Genomic DNA, 23894 nt, shown 5'->3' with positions numbered 1-23894 from the left:
AAATTAACTTTCGTTTTCCAAAACCATACGACACGATTCCGTAATTTTACAGCATGTATGCTTTAGTCGATTGTAATAATTTTTATGCTTCCTGCGAAAGGGTTTTTCAACCTCAATTCGTAGGAAAACCAGTTGCCATATTATCCAATAATGATGGCTGTGTGATTTCAAGAAGCGACGAAGCTAAAGCTGCAGGAGTTCCTATGGGTGCGCCAATATTCAAAATTAGAGACTTGGTGAAAGAAAAAAAGATTCAGGTTTTCTCTTCTAATTATGCGCTGTACGGTGATTTAAGTAATCGTGTTATGGCTATTTTAAATCAATTTACACCCAATGTTGAAATCTACAGCATCGACGAAGCCTTTTTGAATTTTGACGGTCTCAACATCCTAGATTATGAAGATTACGGACTTCAGATGAAAACCCGCGTACAAAAATGGGTTGGAATTCCGGTTTGTATTGGCTTTGCCGAAACAAAGGCATTGTCAAAAGTAGCCAATAAAATTGCTAAGAAATTTCAAAACAGGACAAAAGGCGTTTATGTAATTGACAGCGAAGAAAAACGAATCAAAGCCCTGAAGTGGACAAAAATTGAAGACGTTTGGGGCATTGGTTACCGAACAACAAAAAAAGCAAAACTTAGAAATATTAATACTGCATTTGACTTCATACAACCGCAACACGAAAGTTGGATTAAAAAAGAAATGGGTGTTATTGGTCTTCGTCTAAAATGTGAATTAGAAGGAAAATCAGTTTTAAACTTAGAACCTGTTGCAGACCAAAAGAAAAGTATTGCTATCACCCGAAGCTTCCCAAAACAAATTGCTGATTTTGATTTACTCAGGGAACGAGTAGCCACTTTTGCAGCCGTTTGCGCAGAGAAATTGAGAAAGCAAAACACCTGCTGTCATACTATAATTGTACTATTAGTAATTGACCGACATTCGATACAAGCTTCAAAATATTATTTTAATATGGCTGTAACTTTGCCTTATGCCACCAATTCAACCTTAACGATTTCGAATACAGCTATAGCAATGCTGAAAAAATTGCATCAAGGAAATGAAAATATAAAGTTCAAAAAAGCCGGCGTTATTGTGACAGAGCTTATTGATGAAAACAAAAAACAACTGCAATTATTTGAAGAAGAAAATCCGAAACATCTGGCTTTAATGAAAGCAATGGATCATCTGAATAAAAAAATTGGAGATAAAAAAGTAAAATTGGCCACCCAGAATTTAAGCTTAACCTGGAATATGAATCAGAATCATTTGTCACCAAGATACAGTACTAATTTTAACCAGATTCTCGAAATAAAATGTCTATAAAAAAAGTACCTAAGCTAACCTTCTATCGCCCCGATTTTGAAAGCGACATGCAAATTCCTTTTATTAAGGAAGGGGTTTCGGCAGGATTTCCATCGCCTGCTGCTGATTTTATGGAATCTAATATTGATTTAAATAAAGTATTAAGCGATAATCCACTGGCTACTTTTTACATCAAAGTCAAAGGAAATTCAATGATAGATGCCGGTATAAATGACAAAGATGTTCTGGTTGTTGATCGTAGTTTAGAACCAAAAAACAACAAAATTGCTATTTGTTTTATTGACGGAGAATTTACCGTAAAACGCATTCAACTCGAAAAAGACTGTTTGTACCTGATGCCGGAAAACTCCAATTATTCTCCCATAAAAGTCACCGAAGAAAACCAACTTATCATTTGGGGAATCGTAACTTATGTCATAAAAAAAGTGTGAAACTAAACGAATTCAGTTTCACACTTTTCAATAAAGTAAGTCTATTAATTTTTACCAGAACTTAACGTACAAAGCAAAAATAATCAATAGTGTTATTACAATTAATACTGTTGTTTGCGGTTTTACCTTAAACATTTCAGTATCTAGTTCAAATGCTTTCGGATTCACTTTTGGTCCGGCAAAACTTATGGCAATCATAAGAAGCATGGTAAACACAAATGATAATCCCATACAAATATGGAATGGTATTTCGAAACCACCTTTTCCATTGGCGTAAGCCGTATACAACAATGTCTCATTTCCGAACAATGAAGGTGCAAGTTCATTGAATAGAACTGACAATAAGAAACCGGCAATTACACCAACAATCGCAGCTGTACCAGTTGTTCTTTTCCAGAACATTCCAAGGAAGAACATAGCAAATACACCAGGACTAATAAATCCTGTATATTTTTGAATGTATGTAAATCCACCTACACCACCAATTCCAAGTAAATCATTCCAAGTAAACATAACCGCAAGAAGCATTGCAGCAAAAACAGCATATCTTCCGATATTTACCTGAGCTCTGTCGGTAGCATTTTTTTGAATGTATTTTTTATGCACGTCTAATGTATAAATAGTCGAAATACTGTTTACTTTTCCGGCCAAAGAAGCTACAATCGCTGCCGTTAAAGCTGCAACAGACAATCCTTTTAAACCTGTTGGAAGGAATGTTAACATAGCAGAATAGGCTCCGTCTTTTCCTCCAACTAATTGTGGTAAATGTCCATTTTCGTATAAAACATAAGCTGCAATACCTGGTAACATTACGATTACCGGCATTAATAATTTCAACATCCCTGCAAACAAAATACCAGTACGGGCAGTTTGTAAATCAGCTCCCAAAGCTCTTTGCGTAATGTACTGATTACAACCCCAATAATTAAGATTGATAATCCAGATACCCGCTAAATAAGACATCATCCCAGGAAAAGTAAGATATTTGTTGATTTCTAATTGAGAAGAAGTCGCAGTTGGTTCCGGTATAATCATTTTGAAATGTTCCGGAGCTTTTTCCATCAATACTTTGAAACCTGCAATAGCATTTTCGCCAACTCCAAAATATTGTCCAACTGTAGTCAAAGCAATATACGAAGTAACCAATCCACCAATAATCAAAACCGCTACTTGAATTACATCAGTATACGCCACCACTTTCATTCCTCCTAAAGAAATTAATAAGGCAAAAAGCGCCAAACCAATCATAATAGCATGCAGATATTCTCCACCAGCTAATCCATTAATAGCAACAGCTCCTAAATATAAAATAGAAGTTAAGTTTACAAATACATATAAAAACAACCAAAAAACAGCCATAATCAAAGCCGTAGATTCGTTATATCTGGTTTTCAAAAACTGAGGCATGGTGTAAATCTTGTTTTTTAAATAAACAGGAATAAACCAAACCGCAACAATAATCAGAGCAATCGCAGCAATCCACTCATAAGCAGCAACAGCCACTCCTAAAAAGAATCCCTCTCCACTCATTCCGATAAATTGTTCAGCAGAAATGTTAGAAGCAATTAATGAAGCTCCAATAGCCCACCATGTCAAAGTTCCTTCTGCAAGAAAATAAGCTTTGGCATCATGTTCGTTTTTTTCGCGCTTGCGATAAATGGTATATCCGTAAGCGGACACCACAATAAAATAGATAATAAATACTGCATAATCTGCAAAAGCAAGGTTCTGGCTCATGGGTAATTTGTTTTAAAAAATTAATATATAATGAATGTGATTATTGTCGTCTGCTATTTCTTATTTTTAATACTCAAACTGTATTCTTTTTTGTTTTCCTAAATCACATTTAATATCCGCTTGAAACTATACAATTCAATTATAGAATTGAGGATAAAATGTGATATGTGTTTTAATTTTATTATTTTTTTATGAATTTATGAAAGTCAAAAGTAAAATAAAAATTTTTATTTACATCATTTATAAATGTGTTTTTTACATTTATAAATGAAAAATAAATTAAATCTTAAAAATCAAAGGAAATCCCCTACCGGATTTATAGCCTTTTTTCGAATTAGTTTTTACTTCTAACCTTTTGTTCCCATTTCCAGGCACTATCCATAGCTTCTTCCAGAGTTGAAACGGTTTTCCAGCCCAGAACAGTATTCGCTTTATCCGTATTGGCGTAAGCCGAAGTAACATCTCCTTCTCTTCTTTCCACAATATTGTAAACCAATTTTTGTCCGCTAACTTTTTCAAAAGCATGAATTACTTCCAAAACAGAGCTTCCGGTTCCAGTTCCCAGATTAAAAATCTCTAATTTATCTGCATTCTTTTTGTCAATCAAACGTTGCAGAGCAATGACATGGGCTTTCGCCAAATCGACTACGTGTATGTAATCACGAACGCAGGTCCCGTCAACCGTTGGATAATCATTTCCATAAACGGATAATGCTTTACGCAAGCCCATTCCAGTTTGAGTGATAAAAGGAACTAAATTTTGTGGAACACCAATAGGCAATTCCCCAATTTCTACTGACGGATGCGCCCCAATTGGATTAAAATAACGCAACAAAATAGCATTGATGTTACTTACTTTGGTCACATCAGTAATAATTTCTTCTCCAATTTGTTTGGTATTTCCATAAGGAGACATCGCAGGCTGAATTGGTGTCGTTTCGGCAATTGGCATCACTTCGGCTTGACCGTAAACCGTACAAGAAGAACTAAAAATAAAATTAGCTTCCGGTTTTTGTTGCAATTCCTGCAAAATATAAACCAGCGAAGCAATGTTATTTTCATAATATAACAAGGGTTCTTTTACGCTTTCGCCAACTGCTTTTGAGGCTGCAAAATGAATCACTCCGGCCACATCATCATATTTCTTAAAAAAACTGTGAACCGCTGCTTTGTCTCTTAAATCTATTTGTTCAAAAATAGGTTTATTTCCTGTAATGCGTTCAATACCATCCAAAACTTCGACAGAAGAATTAGACAAATTATCAATCACGACTACTTCAAAATTTTCATTTTGTAACTCGACAACCGTATGCGAACCTATGAAGCCTAAGCCTCCTGTAACTACTATTTTCATGACTTCTTTTTATAATGTACATTCGTTTGCGCTCTCAAAATTTCAGCGCTTTTCTCCGGTGTAATATCTCTTTGTGATTCGCCCATCATTTCGTAACCTACCATAAATTTTTTCACGGTTGCAGAACGCAACAATGGCGGATAAAAATGCATGTGAAAATGCCATTCCGGATGCAATTCTCCATCTGTTGGCGACTGATGAATACCTGATGAATAAGGAAAAGACGTTTCAAAAAGATTGTCATATTTGGTTGTCAATTGTTTTAAAATAACAGCAAAATCTGATACTTCCGTTTCTGTAAAATCCGTTATTTTACTCACATTTCGTTTGCTGACAATCATAGTTTCATATGGCCAAATCGCCCAAAAAGGAACCAATGCCACAAAATGATCGTTCTCAATAACGATGCGTTCGTCTAACTTCAACTCTTCTTTTACATAATCTTCTAAAAGCGTTTTGTTATGTTTGTCAAAATAAGCTTTCAAGTTATTTTGCGTTTTCTCTACTTCGGTTGGTAAAGACGATTGCGCCCAAATTTGACCGTGTGGATGCGGATTACTGCAACCCATCACACTTCCTTTATTTTCAAAAATCTGAACATGATTTATGTAATCTACATTACCCAAATCCGTATATTCTTTTTGCCAGGTATGAATGATATTTTCAATGGCATCAGCTGGCATTTCTGGCAAGGTCAAATTATGTTTTGGCGAAAAGCAAACTACTCGAGAAATTCCTCTTTCTGGTTTTGCTTTAAAAAAAGTTTCATTTTTGTTTTCTTCAAAAGCAATTTCTTCTTGCTTTAAAGCAGCAAAATCATTTTCAAAAACAAAAGAACTTTCATAGTCCGGATTGACCATTCCGTTCGCACGAACATTTCCCGGACACAAATAACAAGTTGGGTCATATTCTGGCAATGCATCCGAAGTTACTGTTTCATTTTGCCCTTGCCAAGGACGTTTCGAACGGTGTGGAGAAACTAAAACCCATTCGTTGATTAACGGATTATAACGTCTGTGCGGATCTTCGTTGATATCAAAATTTTTCATTATTTCGCGATATAAAGTGATGTTCCATTTCCGATTTTAACATCGTAAATTTTTAATTCTATTCCAAAAGTCTCTAAGTAAAGTGCAGAAAGCTGTTGTTTAATTCGCTCTTCATGCCCTTTTTTAATCAAATTGATGGTGCATCCACCAAAACCGCCGCCCATTAATCGGGAACCTACTACGGCGTCTTCCTTTTTAAGCGTGTCTACAATCATGTCTAATTCGGCGCAACTTACTTCGTAATCAACCGATAATCCTTGATGCGTTTCGAACATTAATTTACCCAAGGTTTCGATATCTCCTTTGTCCAAAGCGTCACAAGCCTGAGTTACTCGTTTGATTTCTTTTACCACAAAAAGGCATCTTTTGAAAACATTGGCACTCATTACATCTTGCAATTCTAAAACATGTTGCTCGTTACAATCTCTAAAACTAGTTATCTCCGGAAAATTACTTTTTATAATCGCAATCCCTTCTTCACATTGCTGTCTTCTTTCATTATAAGCCGATGTCATCAAGGAATGTTTTACATTCGAATCGAATAAAATCAAAGAATAATCATTAAAATCAGCATTATGATATTCGTATTCTAATGTTCTGCAATCAATTTTTATGACTTTGTTTTCTTGTCCCATGACACTCGAAAACTGATCCATAATTCCGCAATTGATACCCACCCAATGTTCCGCACTTTGACCCATTAAAGCAATATCTACCGGTTTTATTTTCAAGTCAAAAAGTTCATTGATTCCAAACAAAAACCCACATTCTAATGCCGCCGAAGAAGACAAACCTGAACCTACAGGAATATTACTGCTAAAAACACAATTGAATCCATCAAATTTAAAACCTTTGATTTTCAATTGATTAATAACTCCACGAATATAATTGGTCCATACATTATCCGTCAATTCCATGTCCGTTGTCAAATCAACTTCAAACGAATCATCTAAATCTATAGCAATGATTTTTGAGGTATTGGTATAATTTTTTTCGAAAGCAAAACAAATAATCTTGTCAATTGCTGCCGGCAAAACATAACCATCATTATAGTCAATATGTTCTCCGATAATGTTAATTCTTCCCGGAGACAGCACTGTTTTTTTTGGTGCTGAACCAAAGCTCTCCTCAAAGAAAGCTATCGTTTTTTTAATTAATAAATCGTTCATTTTCTTTAAATTACTGTTATTTTGAAATTGCTAAAGTATCCGATTTTAAAGCCGTACCTAATACTTGAACCATAATTTTCCTTTTTTAAATCTTTTGTTTTCAAAAGTATAGTTGCACTACTTCCCCTTTTTTATTTATTTGACAGAACCCAAAGTCAGTTTACCGCTTTTAAGCCCTGCACCTTTTACTTCAAGTTTTATATCCCCTGCGGTTGTTTTCGATTTTACAAGCACTACTAATTTTCCGCTAAAAAGTTTCATGGTATCTTTATGAAACATTTCGAGTGAAGTAGCATCGCCATTGCAAGCCGCTCTGTAAGTACCCGCTCCTGTAACCTTAAATTTTAATTGGTTCGTCGCCGTAGGGCAAGGAATTCCATTTTCATCCACTACAGATACGGTTACGAAAAATATATCTTCTCCATTGGCACTAATTGTTTTTCTGTCTGCGTTTAAAACAATTTGGTAAGGTTTTCCGGCAGTACGTACTTCTTCTTCGGCAACAGCTTTACCATTGTCATCAAAAGCCACGACTTTTACCGTTCCCGGCTCATATTTCACATCCATCCACATCAGGCGGTAGCGATTTTGCGGAGTGTTTTTGTTTTTCGTCTGAATACCCATACTTTTTCCATTTACAAAAAGTTCAGCGCTATTGTAACTCGTGTACACAAAAACGGGGGTTATTTCTCCTTCACGACCTTCCCAATTCCAATGCGGTAAGATATGTAGCGTGGATTCTTTTGTATTCCAACGGCTTCGGTATAAATAATAACGGTCTTTAGGCAAACCCGCTAAATCGTTAATTCCAAAATAAGAACTTCGAGACGGCCAGCTTTCATCATAAGGCGTAGGTTCTCCTAAATAATCAAAACCAGTCCAAACAAACTCTCCAATTACCCAAGGTTTATCATCTTGAAGCACAAAATCTTCATCTGGTACATTAGACCAACTACAGGCTTCTAAATCATAAGATGAAGATTGAAAGTCAGGATATTGCTTCATTTTTTCTTGAACCACAGGAAATTTATAAATCCCTCTGGAACTAACCGTTGAAGCGGTTTCTGAACCTAAAATAAACCCTTGAGGAAATTTTGAAAAGGCTTCATCATATAAATGTACCCGATAATTCAACCCCGGAACATCAAGCAAAGCTCCAAAACCAGATTCCATAGTTGCTTTTACTTGATCCATACCAACAGTTACCGGACGTGTTGGGTCTTCTCTGTGAAAGATTTCCTGCAACCATTTGGCTCTTTTTACACCTGCTTCTCCCCATTGATCCGGCACTTCATTTCCAGAACTCCACATCACAATTGAAGGATGATTTCTTGTTGCCTGCACTAAATTCACGATATCTTTCTCGGCATATTCCTCAAAAAAGCGATGGTAGCCGTTTTCTACTTTTGGTAGTACCCATTCATCAAAACTCTCTGCTAGAAACATAAAGCCCATTTCATCCGCCAATTCAAGTTGCTCGAAAGAGGGCATATTGTGTGAACTACGAATCGCATTACAGCCCATATCTTTTAATATCTGCATTTGCCGGCGCAAAGCGGCTTTATTTACGGCAACTCCAAGCGGACCCAAATCGTGATGCAGACAAACTCCTTTAAATTTGGTTATCTTTCCATTTAGGCTAAATCCTTTATTAGCCTCGTATTTTATTTCTCGAATTCCAAAACGTGTTGATATTTCATCTTTCAGTTCTTTTCCAACATACAATTGGGAAACCGCTTTATACAAATAAGGGGTTTCAGGACTCCACAATTTTGGATTTTCTACTTTTAAATTTTGATCGAACTCCTTTCCGAATTGCAAAGTCGACTCCTCTGAACTTAGTTTGTGTCCTTCAGCATCAAAAATAGTGGTGACTAAACGAGTATTTTCTCCAGAAGCTTTGGTCTTTATGTTAATCTTAGCCAATTCTTCATTGATAAAAGGTGTTGTTACAAACTGTCCCCATTGATCAATGCTTTCGTTATTTTTTATAATAACGCTTACTTTTCTATACAAACCGGCACCAGGATACCAGCGAGACGCAAATTCTTTATTGGTTAATTTTACTGATAATGTGTTGGCTCCTTCTTCTATCAATTGGGAAACATCAAAATAGAAATAACTATACCCATAGGCCCATTCTCCCACTTTTTTTCCGTTTAAATACACTTGAGGTTCGCTCATGGCACCTTCAAAAAGTAAAATTATTTTTTTGCCTTTTGAATCTTTAGGTAAGGTGAATGTGTTGCGATACCAAGCTGTTCCAATATGAGGTAAAGCACCAGTTCGTCCTGTTTTTTCGGTAGCTACTTTTTCTCCGTTTTGAACAATCGCAACTTTTTGTATGTCTACATTTTTATCAAAAGGCCCGTAAATTGCCCAGTCATGCGGAACGGTTACGGATTCCCATTTCGAATCATTAAAATTTACTTTATGCGCGGCTTCAAAATCGCCTTTTTGAAATTTCCAATTGGTATCTAACACTTTAACTTCACGTGTTTGAGACAAAGCCATTTGTGTAAATGCTAAAAATAGAACCAGAAAATGTATTAATTTTTTCATTTTTAAACCTTTATAACTATTTAAAATCATGCAATTACAATTTGTTCCTTTATATTTTCCTGCTTCCGCAAAAGGCAGAACGGTACTATTTTTTAAGATCTATTAATCAAAACTATTCTTTAAAAGCATCCAAAGCTGGTGAAGGTTTTCCGTCAGACTGCCACGCATTCAACTGGTAACCGCTCCAGCTCTTTTCTCCTTGCGGTTCCCAATAAATCACGCCAAGTCCTTTATTATTTGGTACTGCTTTAACTGCTTTGATTGTTGCTGCTAACATATCATACGTATTTTGAACCAAAGTAAAATCGCCTCCTACTTCTACCACCATGACTTCTTTATCGTATCTGGAAGCCATATCATTCAAATTATTGGCTAAATCTGCAATAGTTACTTTATAATCACTTTTTATCCAATACGGATAATATGACATTCCAATTACGTCATACTTTACCGCATTTGCTTTAGCATTATCAAAAAACCATCTGAATTTTGCGTTATTATTTCCTTCATCAACATGAACAATTACCTTAATCTTGGTATTTACCGCTTTAACAGCATCGTATCCTTTGTTTAATAACTTAGCGAGTTGACCAAAATTTGAAGATTTCCCATCCGGCCATAACATTCCACCCGGAATTTCATTACCAACTTGTACCCATTCCGGCGTAACTCCTGCTGCTTTCAACAGATTTAACACTTCAAAAGTATGATTGTAAACATCGTTTTGTAATTCTAAAAAAGTATGATTCACCCATGCAGCCGGTTTAGTTTGTTTGCCTGGATCAGCCCATGAATCGCTGTAATGAAAATCAATCATGATGCGCATTCCTAATTTTTTGGCACGAACCGCCATGGTTACGGTTTCGGCAGGACTGCAATGTCCGCTCGCTTTATCATTAGACGGATTCACCCAAACCCGAAGGCGAATGGTATTGATTCCTCTGTCTTTTAAAAGCTGTAAACAGTCTTTTTGCTTACCATCCGTGTCATAAAATTTATAACCGGTGGCTTCCATTTGTGGCAACCATCCCACATCGGCTCCTTTTGCAAAAGCAGAAATCGTTGGTGTTGGTGTTGGCGTCTGATCCACATTCGTTTGAGAATTACAGGACGTAAAAAACAAAAACGAGAGTAACAACGGCAATATGATTTTGAAATTTTTCATCTTAAAAGGATTGAAATTTATAAATTGTCTTGTGATGATATACTTCTCCTTTTTTTAAAACAGAACTGGGAAAATGTTCGTGATTGGGCGCATCCGGAAAATTTTGGGTTTCAAAACAGATACCACTCAAAGTATGATAATCTACATTTTCTTTTCCTTTTATGGTATTAAAACAGTTTCCTCCGACATAAATATGCACTCCGGGCTGATTCGTATAAACGGTCATTTTCAGATTATTATTTTTATTGAAAAGCGATGCCGCAAATTCATTTTCATTTTCTAAAACAAAGGTGTTATCTATTTTTGAAGGACATTTTTTAGGTTCATTAAAATCGAAAGGATTATTATCTAATTCCAAAAACCTACCGGTTGGGATATTTTCACTGGTTGTCTCCACCATTTTTTGGGAATTTACAATTAATTCCTGGTCTAAAATATCAGAATCATGTCCATCCAGATTAAAATAACTATGATGGGTTAAATTCACAACTGTATCTTCGGTTGAAATGGCTTTATATTCAATAATTAATTCGTTTTCTTCTGATACCATGTAGGTGATTTCGGCAGATAAATCCCCTGGATAATTTTCTTCGCCATCAGGACTAAAATACGCTAAAGTTATTGACGGATTCTTCCCTTCTTTTACGTTTTTTATCTCCCATATTTTTTGGCTAAAGCCAATATTTCCACCATGTAAAGCATTAGCATTATTGTTCTTGTTTAAATGAATTAGTTTTCCATTCAAACTAAAAACACCCTTATTAATTCTGCCGGCATACCTGCCTACAGTTGCGCCAAAGTAAGGAGCGCTCTCTAAATCGAACGAGTTTAAATATGCTTCAAGAGTATCAAATCCTAAAACAACGTCTACGGTTTTTCCGTTTTTCAAAGGGATTTTCAAAGAAGTTGCCGTTGCACCATAATTAATAATCTTCAACTGCATTCCGTTTTCATTCGTTAATTCACAAGAATCAACAATTTCTCCATCAGCCAATATACCAATTAATTCCATTATAGAATTGTCTTTTAAATGTGATATCTGTTTTATTTTCATTATTTTTTTATCAAATATGAAAACCAAAAGTAAAATAATTGTTATCATTTACATACCAGTACCTACCAGTTTTTGTATCTTGCGAAAAAATTCATTCATTTATGAAAATAATTTCGATTCAAAACAATCTTGGCATCCCAAAATACAAGCAAATTATCCTTTCAATAGAGAAAGCAATTGATGAAGGCCATTTAAAAAAAGAGGAGCGATTGCCTTCAATAAACAAAGTCTGTCTTGAATTTTCTTTGTCGCGAGACACCGTTTTACAGGCTTACGAAGAGTTGAAAAAAAGAGGGATAATCTACGCCATTCTTGGGAAAGGATACTATATAAAAAGTACCGAAGTGAGCATAAAACAACGGATATTTTTACTTTTTGAAGAACTGAATATTTTTAAAGAAGACCTGTATAATTCCTTTTTAGAGAACATTGGAAAAGACGTTCAGGTTGATATTTTCTTTCATCATTTTAACCTTCAGGTTTTTCAAAAACTCATCAATGACAGTAATGGTAATTACACAAAATACATTATAATGCCCACCAATTTAATTGGAGCCGCTGCCATTATTGAAACCCTACCAGTAAATGACGTTTATATCTTAGATCAGACTAATCCTGAACTAAATTCCTTTCCCGCCGTATATCAAAATCATAAAAAAGACATCTATGAAGGCTTGGTAAAAGGGAAATCCAGATTAAATAAATACGAAAAACTTATTATGATTTTCCCAGGATTCCGAGAACCTTTAGGAATGAAAATTGGATTCGAGAATTTTTGTTCCAATTTCGAATTTAATTTTGAAATCATCACTGAATTTAAGAATCGGGAAATAAATAAAGGCGAAGTTTATGTGATTCCGAGTGACCGGGATTTGGTTCGGGTAATCGAAAAAGCAAATCTTCAAGACTTAAAATTAGGAAGTGATTTTGGAATTATTTCCTATAATGAAACCCCATTAAAAAAAATTGTCGCAAACGGAATTACAACTATTTCGACAAATTTTGAAGCGATGGGAAAGATTCTGGCTCAAATGATTCTGAAAGGAAAAAAAGAACAAATAGAAAACAAAAGCGCCTTGATTATTCGGAATTCTCTGTAAATACTACCCTTCTTTAAAACTTCAGCCAAGGATATAAAATAGGACTATTCTTTTTTATTGGCAAAATAAATGCAGTTTCCTTTTTACAATAACAAGAAAAAAATTTATTTGTTATTGTAAAAAAAAAATGTTTACATTTGTAAATGTATTTTTTACACTTATTATTGTTTCAAACGGTCTCATGCTAAAAAACAAGCAGTTAATTAGCCGTTTACTATTAAAAAGTGACAAAATCATTTAATCTACTTATGGTTTTTGATGTTTATTACTATAAATTTTAATAATCCTATTGATTAAAACAGAAAGAATTTACAACCGCCATATAGACTTCGGCAGAACACCAGTTGAAGATTTTACCAGCCTATAAATTCTTTAACTTCAACCAAGCACATATAATTTTATAATCATAACATGAATAAAACAATTGACAATTTAGCAGCTGATAACGTAAGGGCTTTGGCTATCTCAATGGTAGAAAAAGCAAATTCAGGACATCCGGGAGGCGCCATGGGTGGTGCTGATTTTATGCACATTTTATATACTGAGTATTTAAATTTTGATCCAACCGAAATGGATTGGCCTTTTAGAGACCGTTTCTTTATGGATGCTGGACATTTATCTGCTTTGATGTATGCACAGTACTATTTATTAGGAAACTACAAAAAAGAAGATGTTCAAAACTTCAGACAATGGGGTTCTGTAACTCCAGGACACCCGGAAGTAGATGTCCTTAGAGGAATAGAAAATACATCCGGCCCATTAGGACAAGGACACGCAATGGGAGTTGGTGCAGCTATAGCAGCCAAATTTCTAGATGCCAGATTTAGCGGACTTTTCAATCACAAAATATACGGTTTCATCACTGATGGTGGTGTTCAGGAAGAGATTTCACAAGGTGCCGGAAGAATTGCAGGGCATTTAGGCTTGAATAATTTCATCATGTTTTATGATTCAAATGATGTACAACTTTCGTCGATGACGGATGAAGTGACCTCAGAAAACACAGCGATGAAGTATGAAGCTTGGGGCTGGAAAGTCATCACTATTGACGGACATGATCATGAGCAAATTAGAAAAGCGCTGAATGAAGCTCATGAAGAATTGGAGAAACCAACTTTAATAATTGGAAAAACAATTATGGGAAAAGGTTGCGTTACCTCAAATGGTGATATGTATGAAGGCGAATGTGAATTACACGGAAAACCTATTGGTGACACCAAAGCTGATTATTTAAAAACACTAATCAATCTAGGTGCCAATCCAGAAAGTCCTTTTGATATTTACGAAGAAGTTAAAACCCATTATTCTAAAATAGTAGCCAAAAAAGCTGAAGATGCCGCATACAAAAAACATCAAATCGCTGCTTGGAAAAAAGAAAATCCAGCGTTGACTCAAAAAATGGATTTATTTTTATCCGGAGCATTACCGGAATTGGATTTGAGTAGTGTAGTACAAAAAGCTAATGCAGCGACAAGAGATGCTTCATCGGCGGTATTAGCATATTTGGCCGAAAACGTGGAAAACATAATCGTTTCATCGGCTGATTTATCGAACAGTGATAAAACAGATGGTTTCCTGAAAAAATCTTCTGTTTTACAAAAAAACGATTTCAGCGGCGCCTTTTTACAAGCTGGAGTTGCGGAATTAACAATGACTTCTATCGCTAACGGAATTGCGCTTCACGGTGGTATTATTCCTGTAGTAGCTACGTTTTTTGTGTTTTCAGATTATATGAAACCAGCGATTCGATTGGCTGCGATTCAGGAATTACCGGTAAAATATGTTTGGACACACGATTCGTTCCGAGTGGGTGAAGACGGACCAACACACCAACCTATTGAGCAAGAAGCTCAAATTCGTTTATTGGAAAAAATCAAAAACCATTCCGGGAACCAAAGTTTGTTAGCCCTGCGTCCGGCCGATGCGATTGAAACTTCTGTAGCTTGGGATATGGCTTTGAAAAACACCAAAACTCCTACGGGATTAATTCTTTCCAGACAAAATATTGCTGCTATTCCTGCAACCGGAACATCAAGATATCAAGATGCTACTCAAGCTGAAAAAGGAGGTTATTTAGTTCAATCTACTCCAAATCCTGATATTACTTTGATTGCCAATGGTTCAGAAGTTGCCACACTTATAGCTGCTGCTGCCCTTTTGGAAAAAGAAAAAAATCTAAAAATAAATGTAGCCTCAATTATATCTGAAGGGCTTTTCAAACAACAATCAAAAGCATATCAAGAAAGTATTATTCCAACCGGAAAATTAGTTTTCGGATTAACTGCCGGACTTCCTGTAAATCTTGAAGGTTTGATTGGCGATAGCGGAAAAGTAATTGGTTTAGCGCATTTTGGCTATTCGGCTCCGGCAAGTGTATTAGACGAAAAATTTGGATTTACAAGCGAACACGTTTGTGCAGAAATCCTAAACTATATCGAAGAAAGTAAATAAACATTTAAAATAATAAAGACATGAAATTTTTTATTGACACCGCAAATTTAAAAGACATAAAAGAAGCTAACGACCTGGGAATCCTGGATGGCGTTACCACTAACCCATCATTGATGGCGAAGGAAGGAATTACAGGAACTGATAACATTATTGCCCATTATGTAAAAATATGTGAGCTGGTTGACGGAGATGTCAGTGCCGAAGTCATTTCGACTGATTTTGAAGGAATGGTAGCCGAAGGAGAAAAATTAGCCGCTTTACACCCACAAATCGTGGTGAAGATTCCGATGATTAAAGACGGAATAAAAGCAATAAAATATTTTTCGAATAAAGGAATCAGAACCAACTGTACTTTGGTATTTTCATCAGGTCAGGCATTACTTGCCGCCAAAGCCGGTGCAACTTATGTATCACCTTTCATCGGAAGATTAGATGATATCTCTACTGATGGAATGGCATTGATTGAAGAAATTAGATTGATTTATGACAATTACGGTTACGAAACTCAAATTTTGGCCGCATCAGTACGTCACGTCATGCATATTATTAACTGTGCCAAAGTTGGATCTGATGTAATTACCGGACCATTAAGCGCCATCGAAGGATTATTAAAACACCCTTTAACTGATATTGGTTTGGCCACATTCTTAGCCGATTACAAAAAAGGAAATAGTTAATACGTATTGACTTTAACTTTTGTATCAACAGTATTTTTATAAAAAACCGATTCTTAAAATTATTGAAATTGTAGTCAATCAATTGTTTAAGAATATCTTTTTTTTCATAGTTAGTTATTTAAAAAAAAGGAAGCCTCAGTTTAAGAGACTTCCTTTTTTTATATCTTATTATTTAGTAAAATTAAATATACTACAAGTTTAGGACAAAATCGTTCAACAATTTTGCATCATATTTTTCTTTGTCGAAAGTATAAAGGTAAGAGCCTTTTCTGGAGGACATCATGTCTTTTTCGTCTAGTTTTATCAAAATATCTAATGAGTTTATTTTGCTGATAAAGTTTCGTTTGTCTAATTCTTTACTCAAAATAGCTTCATACAATTCTAATAATTGACGCATGGTAAATTTTTCCGGTAAAAGTTCAAATCCAACAGGCTTGATAGAAGTTCTGTAACGCAAACGTCTAATGGCGTGTCGCAACATACTATCGTGGTCAAAAATTAATTTTGGCGCATTAGCAACACTAAACCATTGGGCATGATAATTCTGAATTAATTCTTCATTATGATTTTCAATATTGATTAAAGCATAATACGCTACCGAAATGGTTCTTTCAACAGGATCACGATCAATTTCGCTATACGCATGCAATTGTTCCATATATATATCCTGAAGACCGGTGTAGCGCTCCAGAATTCTAATCGCTGCAGTATCTAATACTTCTTCTTTCTTGAGAAATCCTCCGATTAAAGACCATTTTCCTTTTTCTGGTTCAAAATCTCTTTTGATTAAAAGAATTTTCAGTCCTTCATTATCAAAACCGAAAATGATACAATCTACAGCCAATAATACCTTATCTGCTGTACTATAACTATTTAACATTCTTTAATTTATTTTTTCACGGTAAATATAGCAACTTCCATAAAAGTTTCATAATTTATTAATGTGCTTTTTACACTAAGGAATTTAAAAGGAACGAAAATTTAAATCCAAACAGGTCGAAACAGACTCTATTAATCGACTTAAAAAGAAGTAATCCTAATCTTCGAATTTCTAAAATCAGAAAATAGGATTTAAAAAAACTACATCGATTACGACAGCAAAAGTTAATTAAAGTCCATTTTTTTGAAAATCAGTCGATTTATAAAACCGAAAACGATTGAAATTAACAATCAATATAGTCTTTTTCGTTCAAAAATGTTTTAAAGTGACCTTTGTCTTCTATAATTATTCCAGTTTTTTGAAAAAAAAAGACAAAAAATTAAGTTTTTTTTAAATAATAATTAAGAAACTTTTTTTGTAGAAATAGATAGTTTTTTAATCAAAATTTACACTTTTAAACATAAAAAAACATAAAAACGGACTGTTTTTTAAAAAAAACACAAATTTTAAATGTTGATTTTACACTTAATTTATGAGATGTATTTTTTTTTCGCCTTTTTTTTAGCAGATTAATTTGTTTTTGTAGATTTTTTTTAATTAAATTTACAAATGTAAAACACACACTTATAATTAACCTAATAAAAACAGTATGATAACAACCAAAAAATTATTTTTTTCTTGCCATCTATCAATACCAAGAAAAGAGTGGCTATTAGCAATAGTAGTTATGCTATTTTCTTCTTATTCGCTTTTGGCTCAAAATGATAAGACAATTACAGGAGTCGTGACTTTGGCAAAAGATGCAATGCCTTTGCCTGGAGTAAACGTGATGATTAAAGGAACAAACAAAGTAACTTCAACTAGTGTGGACGGAGATTATGCTATAAAAGCCTCTGCAAATGATATTCTAGTTTTTTCCTACATTGGATCAACAACACAAGAAATTAAAGTAGGCAATCAAACTACAATTAACATCGCACTGAAAGATGATGTCAACAAACTTGATGAAGTTGTTGTAATTGGATACGGAACACAAAAGAAATCAGATCTTTCCGGAGCTGTTGGAGTTGTAAATATGGGTTCTGCTAAAAAGACCGTAACCTATGACACTGCAAAAATGCTTCAAGGGCAAGTAGCAGGTGTAACTGTGCAGTCATCTGGAGAACCTGGTGGATTTGTAAACGTGAAAATTAGAGGTGCTAACTCCTTTACTAATAACAACCCACTTTTTGTAATTGACGGGATGATTGTAGACTCTCCATTTGATTTTGCTCCTGGAGACATCGAATCTATGCAAGTTCTTAAAGATGCTTCTTCGGCTGCTATTTATGGTGTTCGTGGTGCCAATGGTGTTGTAATCATTACAACCAAAAAAGGGAAATCAGGACAATTAAGCGTGAAGTACAAATCACTTGTAGGTTTTCAAAATGTGACCAAAACTTGGGACGTAACTGATAGAGTTGGTTATCAAACAATTACAAATGAAGCAGAAAAAAACAGAGATCTTCAAAATGGAGTTGCAATTAATATTGCCCCTGGAAATGACCCTACAAGTAGTAGTTATATTAATAATGTTGATACCAATTGGCAAGATGCTGCTTATCAAACAGGTGTTATAGAAAACCATTCCTTAGGCTTTAATGGAGGTGCCGAAACTTTGGCCTACAACATGAATATGGACTATTTCAAAAATAGTAGCTACATAAAATCGCCTCAAGATTATGAAAGATTGTCCATGAATTTGAATTTGAATGGTAAAAAAGGAAAATTTAAATACGGTGCAAAAATTGGATATACACAATCTGACAAAGAAAATTTCAACAGTTATGTTGGAGAAACTGCCGTTGGTGCTTTAGTTAGTGCCATTCCTACAATGCCGGTTTATGATGCCAATAGATTAGGTGGTTTTGGAGGTACAACTAGTTTAACACAAAAAGCTATTTCTCTTAACGTCATCGGATTCAATAATTTAATTGAAAATAACGGACAAAGAAATCGTTTTATTGGAGATGTTTGGGGTGAATTTGAAATCGTAAAAGGATTAAAATATAAAATCGATGCCAGTTTTGACCGATTGGATTATGAAAACAATAGATACATACCACAAAGTGATTTGGGATGGTATTATATTACTACCAAAGACGAAGCTTCTCTAGATATATCAACAGGTAGTACAGACAAAACTTTCTTTAACAACATATTAACCTACTCATTAGATGTAGACAAACATAAATTTGATGTATTAGGCGGTTTTGTACAAGAACGCACTGATTCATACAACCACTGGTCAAGAGGTGTAGGTTATGAATACGGTGAAATAAGTATGTTGCAATATGCAGATGCAACTAGTACAGGTGAACGCAAAGAAACTATAACTGGTAAATCATACATTAGCCGTATCAACTATTCATACGATGATCGTTATTTGTTGCAAGCCAACTTTAGACAAGACAAAACATCACTTTTTAGCGAAAAAAACAATACCGCTAACAACTACTCTTTTTCAGCTGCTTGGAAATTAAGTAACGAAAAATTCATACACTTGCCAGAATGGGTAAGCAATATCAAACTAAGAGGTAGTTATGGTAAATTAGGGAACAATACTATTCCTCCGTATTTCTTCTCTACAACAACCAATGGTTTTGCAGGTTACGATTTTGACAATAAATTGGCTCCGGGAACAACCGTTGTAGCATCTTTAGATCCAGATGTAAAATGGGAGGATGTAAAAACAAGCGATGTTGCCGTAGAACTTGGATTGTTTAATAATGATTTACAATTTACCGCAGAATATTTCGTAAAAAATTCTACCAATTTATTGGTTGATGTTCCAATCCCGTTTTCTACAGGAGCATTTCCTGCAGTAATTAGAACAAATGCCGGAGCAATGAAAAACACAGGTTTTGAATTTTCAACAACCTATAATAACAACAAAAATGCTTTCAAATACAGCATCTCTGCTAATTTAGGAACATTAAAAAATGAAGTAATGCAAATTGGTATCAATGGAAATCCAATCTATGGTGCTGCTTCAAAAACAATAGTTGGAAGATCTGCGGGTGAAATTTTTGCTTATGAAACTGCTGGAATTTTTCAAAGCGCTGCAGAAATCGCTTCATCTCCAACACAAACCAATGCAGGAGTGGGAGATGTTAAATTCAAAGACATCAACGAAGACGGTATAATTAATGATCAAGACAGAACTTTTCAAGGAGTTACAATTCCCAAATACAGCTATGGTTTCAACTTTAGTGCTACGTACAAAAATTGGGATTTATCCATGTTTTGGCAAGGTGCTGGTGGAAACAAAGTTTTCAATAGTATCTATCGCAACTTAATGGCTGGAGATTTTGGTAATCATCATACAGATATGCTTAATTATTGGACTCCAACAAATACTAATACTAATGTACCACGTCCAATCATTGGTGATCCAAATGGTAACGGAAGAGATTCTAATAGATTCATTCAAGATGGAGATTACTTAAGACTCCAATCTTTGGAAATTGGATATGAAATCCCAATGCCAACAAACGGTGTTATCCAAAAAGCAAAAGTGTTTGTAAACGGGCAAAACTTATTAACCTTTACTAAATACACTGGTGCAGACCCTGATTTTAATAGCAACGACGGATTGATTTCAAGAGGGTATGACGGAGGGTCTTTCCCTAATCCTAGAACAGTTTCTTTAGGAGTTGAAGTAAATTTTTAAATTAGCAAACCATTAAAAACGAATCAAAATGAAATATAAAATATATAATTATATAGCTGGTTTCTTCTCCCTGGCAATCATAACAACAAGTTGTGTTAACGATGAAGATTTACTACAAATTGACCCTAACAATGATGCTGTGGATTCCTTTTGGAAAACTGACGAAGACGCTGTAAAAGGTGTAAATGCCGCTTATGGTAGTTTACTTACCGATGGAACTTACATGCGAAGCACTCCTTTATTATTAGACTTAAAAGGTGACGATTCACGTAGCAACAGCCCATGGGGATCGATGGCCAATGTAGGTCGTTTTAACTCAAATGTAACAGATGCCGCAATTTATGGTTGGGCTTACGAAACCTACTATCAAGGTATTTATCGTGCAAACCAAGTTCTTGAAAACGCACCTAATATTGCATTTACTGATACTGCACTGAAAAACAGAGTCTTGGGTGAAGCTCATTTTTTAAGAGGTTTATTTTTGTTCCATGCGGTAAATATGTTCAAAAATGTACCCGTACCAACACAAATCGCCGCTTTCTATCCTCAAAAAACAGAAGCCGAAGGTTGGGCTCAAGTAATTGCTGATTTCAAAGCAGCAGCTGATTTACTTCCATCTACGTACTCTAATGCCATAGATAAAGGACGAGCTACCAAAGGAGCTGCTCTAGGATATTTAGGAAAAGCCTACTTGTTTACCAAGGATTTTCCAAACGCAAAAATTGCATTCAAACAAGTTATTGATTTAGGAGTTTATTCTTTAGTATCTGATTACCGCGATAACTTTACAGACACTAACGAAAACAATTCAGAATCTCTTTTTGAAGTACAATTCAGCAGAAGTGCCGGAGGAGTTGATTTAGGTTGGGGTGGAGCTCCAGCTGTTGGTTGGGGAAAAACATCTGCCAGAGCCATTACTTATGGACCAAGAGCTTTTGGATGGACAGACGTACAACCTACTTGGACTTTATTTAATGAATTCCATGATGAATTAACAACTTCAGGACAAGTAGATCCACGTTTAGATGCTACCATGTTCTATAACAAACCTGGAGGAATGCAACTTTACGGAAAAGATTTTGCTACCTTTTATGCAGCCAATGCAGGAGATTTAAATGATTTATTTTGTAGAAAATACCAAAATTCTGATGGAGGTTATGCAAACGAATTTGACTGGCGTTCCGGTATAAACGAGCGTTTATTAAGATATGCAGATATCTTGTTAATGTATGCTGAATGTTTAAACGAAACTGGTGACACTCCCGGTGCTTACACTTATATCCAAATGGTAAGAAGCAGAGTTGGGTTACCTAATTTAGCTACAGCAAAACCAAGCATGGATCAAAATGCAATGAGAGAGCAAATTGGTCACGAAAGATTCTTAGAGTTCCCATTAGAAGGACACCGTTTTGATGATATTCGTCGTTGGGGATGGTTACAAGATGCAACAAAATTAGCATGGTTAAAATCAAGAGACGTTGAATTTAACTCTTATGCAGCAGGAAGAGAATTTTTCCCAATACCACAACTAGAAATGGATAACAATCCAGGAACAGTACAAAACAGTGGTTATTAATATTATTTTGAGTTAGTTAATTAGAATTTTAGAATTTTTTAATATCATGTGGTAAGCTTCTCAATAGCTTACCATGTGATTTTATAACTTAAAGACATTATGAAAAAAGCCCTATTAATCTTATTTATTTTTACTTTTTGCAATCAAACAATTGTTGCACAAAAAGAAACTACAGTAGTCTCTATCAAGAACACTGCAAATGCTCCTACTATAAATAAAAACATTTATGGTCATTTTGCAGAGCATCTGGGAAGGTCTATCTATGGTGGGTTTTTTGTTGGTGACACTTCAAAAATACCCAATACAAATGGCGTTCGTAATGACATAGTTGCCGCCTTAAAAGAATTAAAAATACCAAATCTTCGCTGGCCTGGAGGTTGCTTTGCAGATACTTATCACTGGAAAGACGGAATTGGCCCAAAAGAAAACAGACCAACTATTGTAAACCAATGGTGGGGCGGAACGACTGAAGATAACAGTTTTGGAACACACGATTTCTTGAATCTATGCGAATTACTTGGCGCAGAACCTTACCTCTCAGGAAATGTAGGAAGTGGAACTGTTCAAGAACTAGCTGATTGGGTGCAATATGCCAACTTTGGAGGAAAAAGTCCCATGAGTGATTTACGTATAAAAAACGGCAGAACTGAACCTTGGAAAGTAAAATTTTGGGGAATCGGAAATGAAGCTTGGGGTTGCGGAGGAAATATGACAGCAGATTATTATGTTGGAGAATACCGCAAATACGCCACTTTTATGTCTGATTGGGAAAACACAGGCGGCTTAACTCGCATTGCTTCCGGATCAAATAGTGCCGATTATAATTGGACCGAAACCTTAATGAAAAACATTCCTGTAAATATGTTGGGAGGAGTTGGTGTACATCATTATGCCGTAATCGATTGGGCAAAAAAAGGAGATGGCGTAGATTATACAGAAAATCAATATTTTCAGACAATGAAATCTGCTTTGAAAATGGAAGAATTGGTTACCAAACATTCTGCCATTATGGATAAATATGATGCCGACAAAAAAGTGGCTATGATTGTAGACGAATGGGGCGCTTGGTATGAGGTTGAAAAAGGAACAAATCCTGGATTTTTATACCAACAAAACACTATGAGAGATGCCGTTTTAGCAGGAGCAACTCTTAACATTTTTAACAATCATGCTGACAGAGTCCGTATGGCGAATTTAGCGCAATGTGTAAATGTTTTGCAAGCTGTAATTCTGACAGACAAAGCCAAAATGATTTTGACACCTACTTATCATATTATGAAAATGTACCGTGTACATCAAGATGCCCAATTAATACCTCTTTCATTTAATTCTCCTTCATACACTTATAATAACGAAACGCTTCCGGCTTTATCTGCTTCGGCATCAAAAGATAAAAACGGTTTAATTCATATTTCATTAGTAAATGTTGACGCTAAAAAAGACCAGAAAATAGAAATTAACCTAAAGGAACTTGGAATTAAAAATGTAACTGGAAGTATTTTAACCTCTCCAAAAATTCAAGATTACAATTCTTTTGATAATCCAACAAAAATTCAACCTACCGTTTTAAAAGGCTTTAAAATAAAAACCAATACGTTAGAGTTAATCATCCCTCCTTTTTCTGTCATAACTTTAGAGGGAAAATAAAA

16 protein-coding genes are annotated in these 23894 nt (G+C 35.1%); 8 read left to right on the top strand and 8 right to left on the bottom strand.

What is annotated here, in order from left to right:
* Positions 1-53: 53 nt before the first annotated feature.
* Together O6P34_RS05445 and O6P34_RS05440 are read left to right on the top strand one after the other, a co-directional pair.
* Positions 54-1328, top strand: a complete 1275-nt coding sequence (locus O6P34_RS05445; RefSeq protein WP_269686313.1) for a Y-family DNA polymerase — start codon at positions 54-56, stop codon at positions 1326-1328.
* Entirely contained in the window at positions 1319-1759 is a 441-nt protein-coding gene (locus O6P34_RS05440; protein WP_269686312.1) for a LexA family protein, read from the top strand. The genes O6P34_RS05445 and O6P34_RS05440 overlap by 10 nt, the downstream gene beginning before the upstream one ends.
* Before the next feature lie 51 nt (positions 1760-1810).
* On the opposite strand, the gene O6P34_RS05435 is transcribed toward O6P34_RS05440, so the two are convergent.
* From O6P34_RS05435 to O6P34_RS05405, 7 genes are all read right to left on the bottom strand, one after another.
* Positions 1811-3496, bottom strand: a complete 1686-nt coding sequence (locus O6P34_RS05435) for a sodium/sugar symporter (protein WP_269686311.1) — start codon at positions 3494-3496, stop codon at positions 1811-1813.
* A 334-nt stretch (positions 3497-3830) separates the two neighbouring features.
* A complete protein-coding gene (gene galE / locus O6P34_RS05430; protein ID WP_269686310.1) occupies positions 3831-4850 on the bottom strand; it encodes a UDP-glucose 4-epimerase GalE in 1020 nt (339 codons plus the stop codon).
* Positions 4847-5899, bottom strand: a complete 1053-nt coding sequence (locus tag O6P34_RS05425) for a UDP-glucose--hexose-1-phosphate uridylyltransferase (protein ID WP_269686309.1) — start codon at positions 5897-5899, stop codon at positions 4847-4849. The genes galE and O6P34_RS05425 overlap by 4 nt, the downstream gene beginning before the upstream one ends.
* Entirely contained in the window at positions 5899-7068 is a 1170-nt protein-coding gene (gene galK, locus O6P34_RS05420) for a galactokinase (protein ID WP_269686308.1), read from the bottom strand. Before galK ends, O6P34_RS05425 begins: the two co-directional genes overlap by 1 nt.
* A gap of 135 nt (positions 7069-7203) precedes the next feature.
* Positions 7204-9630: a DUF4982 domain-containing protein gene (locus O6P34_RS05415; RefSeq protein ID WP_269686307.1), complete on the bottom strand. Its 2427-nt coding sequence runs from the start codon at positions 9628-9630 to the stop codon at positions 7204-7206.
* Positions 9631-9742: 112 nt separating this feature from the next.
* Positions 9743-10795: a glycoside hydrolase family 53 protein gene (locus tag O6P34_RS05410; RefSeq protein WP_269686306.1), complete on the bottom strand. Its 1053-nt coding sequence runs from the start codon at positions 10793-10795 to the stop codon at positions 9743-9745.
* Position 10796: 1 nt separating this feature from the next.
* Entirely contained in the window at positions 10797-11849 is a 1053-nt protein-coding gene (locus O6P34_RS05405) for an aldose epimerase family protein (RefSeq protein WP_269686305.1), read from the bottom strand.
* Between the two features lie 101 nt (positions 11850-11950).
* On the opposite strand from O6P34_RS05405, the gene O6P34_RS05400 reads away from it, so the two are divergent.
* The 3 genes from O6P34_RS05400 to fsa all read left to right on the top strand — a co-directional run bounded on the left by O6P34_RS05400 (position 11951) and on the right by fsa (position 16077).
* Positions 11951-12949, top strand: coding sequence for a GntR family transcriptional regulator (locus O6P34_RS05400; RefSeq protein WP_269686304.1), 999 nt, complete (start codon positions 11951-11953; stop codon positions 12947-12949).
* A gap of 411 nt (positions 12950-13360) precedes the next feature.
* Positions 13361-15400, top strand: a complete 2040-nt coding sequence (locus O6P34_RS05395; RefSeq protein ID WP_269686303.1) for a transketolase family protein — start codon at positions 13361-13363, stop codon at positions 15398-15400.
* A 20-nt stretch (positions 15401-15420) separates the two neighbouring features.
* Positions 15421-16077: a fructose-6-phosphate aldolase gene (gene fsa / locus O6P34_RS05390; RefSeq protein ID WP_269686302.1), complete on the top strand. Its 657-nt coding sequence runs from the start codon at positions 15421-15423 to the stop codon at positions 16075-16077.
* 190 nt (positions 16078-16267) lie between these two features.
* On the opposite strand, the gene O6P34_RS05385 is transcribed toward fsa, so the two are convergent.
* Positions 16268-16957: an NUDIX hydrolase gene (locus O6P34_RS05385; protein WP_269686301.1), complete on the bottom strand. Its 690-nt coding sequence runs from the start codon at positions 16955-16957 to the stop codon at positions 16268-16270.
* Between the two features lie 649 nt (positions 16958-17606).
* On the opposite strand from O6P34_RS05385, the gene O6P34_RS05380 reads away from it, so the two are divergent.
* The 3 genes from O6P34_RS05380 to O6P34_RS05370 all read left to right on the top strand — a co-directional run bounded on the left by O6P34_RS05380 (position 17607) and on the right by O6P34_RS05370 (position 23892).
* Complete coding sequence (locus O6P34_RS05380) at positions 17607-20669, top strand: SusC/RagA family TonB-linked outer membrane protein (RefSeq protein WP_269686300.1); 3063 nt, start codon at positions 17607-17609, stop codon at positions 20667-20669.
* A gap of 28 nt (positions 20670-20697) precedes the next feature.
* The gene (locus O6P34_RS05375) at positions 20698-22245 is read left to right on the top strand and encodes a RagB/SusD family nutrient uptake outer membrane protein (RefSeq protein WP_269686299.1); all 1548 of its coding nucleotides are present in this window, start codon (positions 20698-20700) and stop codon (positions 22243-22245) included.
* Positions 22246-22344: 99 nt separating this feature from the next.
* Positions 22345-23892 (top strand): alpha-N-arabinofuranosidase, encoded by a 1548-nt coding sequence (locus O6P34_RS05370; RefSeq protein ID WP_269686298.1) that lies wholly within the window; start codon positions 22345-22347, stop codon positions 23890-23892.
* Positions 23893-23894: the final 2 nt, after the last annotated feature.

This window comes from Flavobacterium lacustre, assembly GCF_027474525.2.
GTDB lineage: Bacteria > Bacteroidota > Bacteroidia > Flavobacteriales > Flavobacteriaceae > Flavobacterium > Flavobacterium lacustre.
The sequence above is the reverse complement of the archived record's forward strand: the minus strand, read 5'-3'. Positions and strand labels throughout refer to the sequence as shown.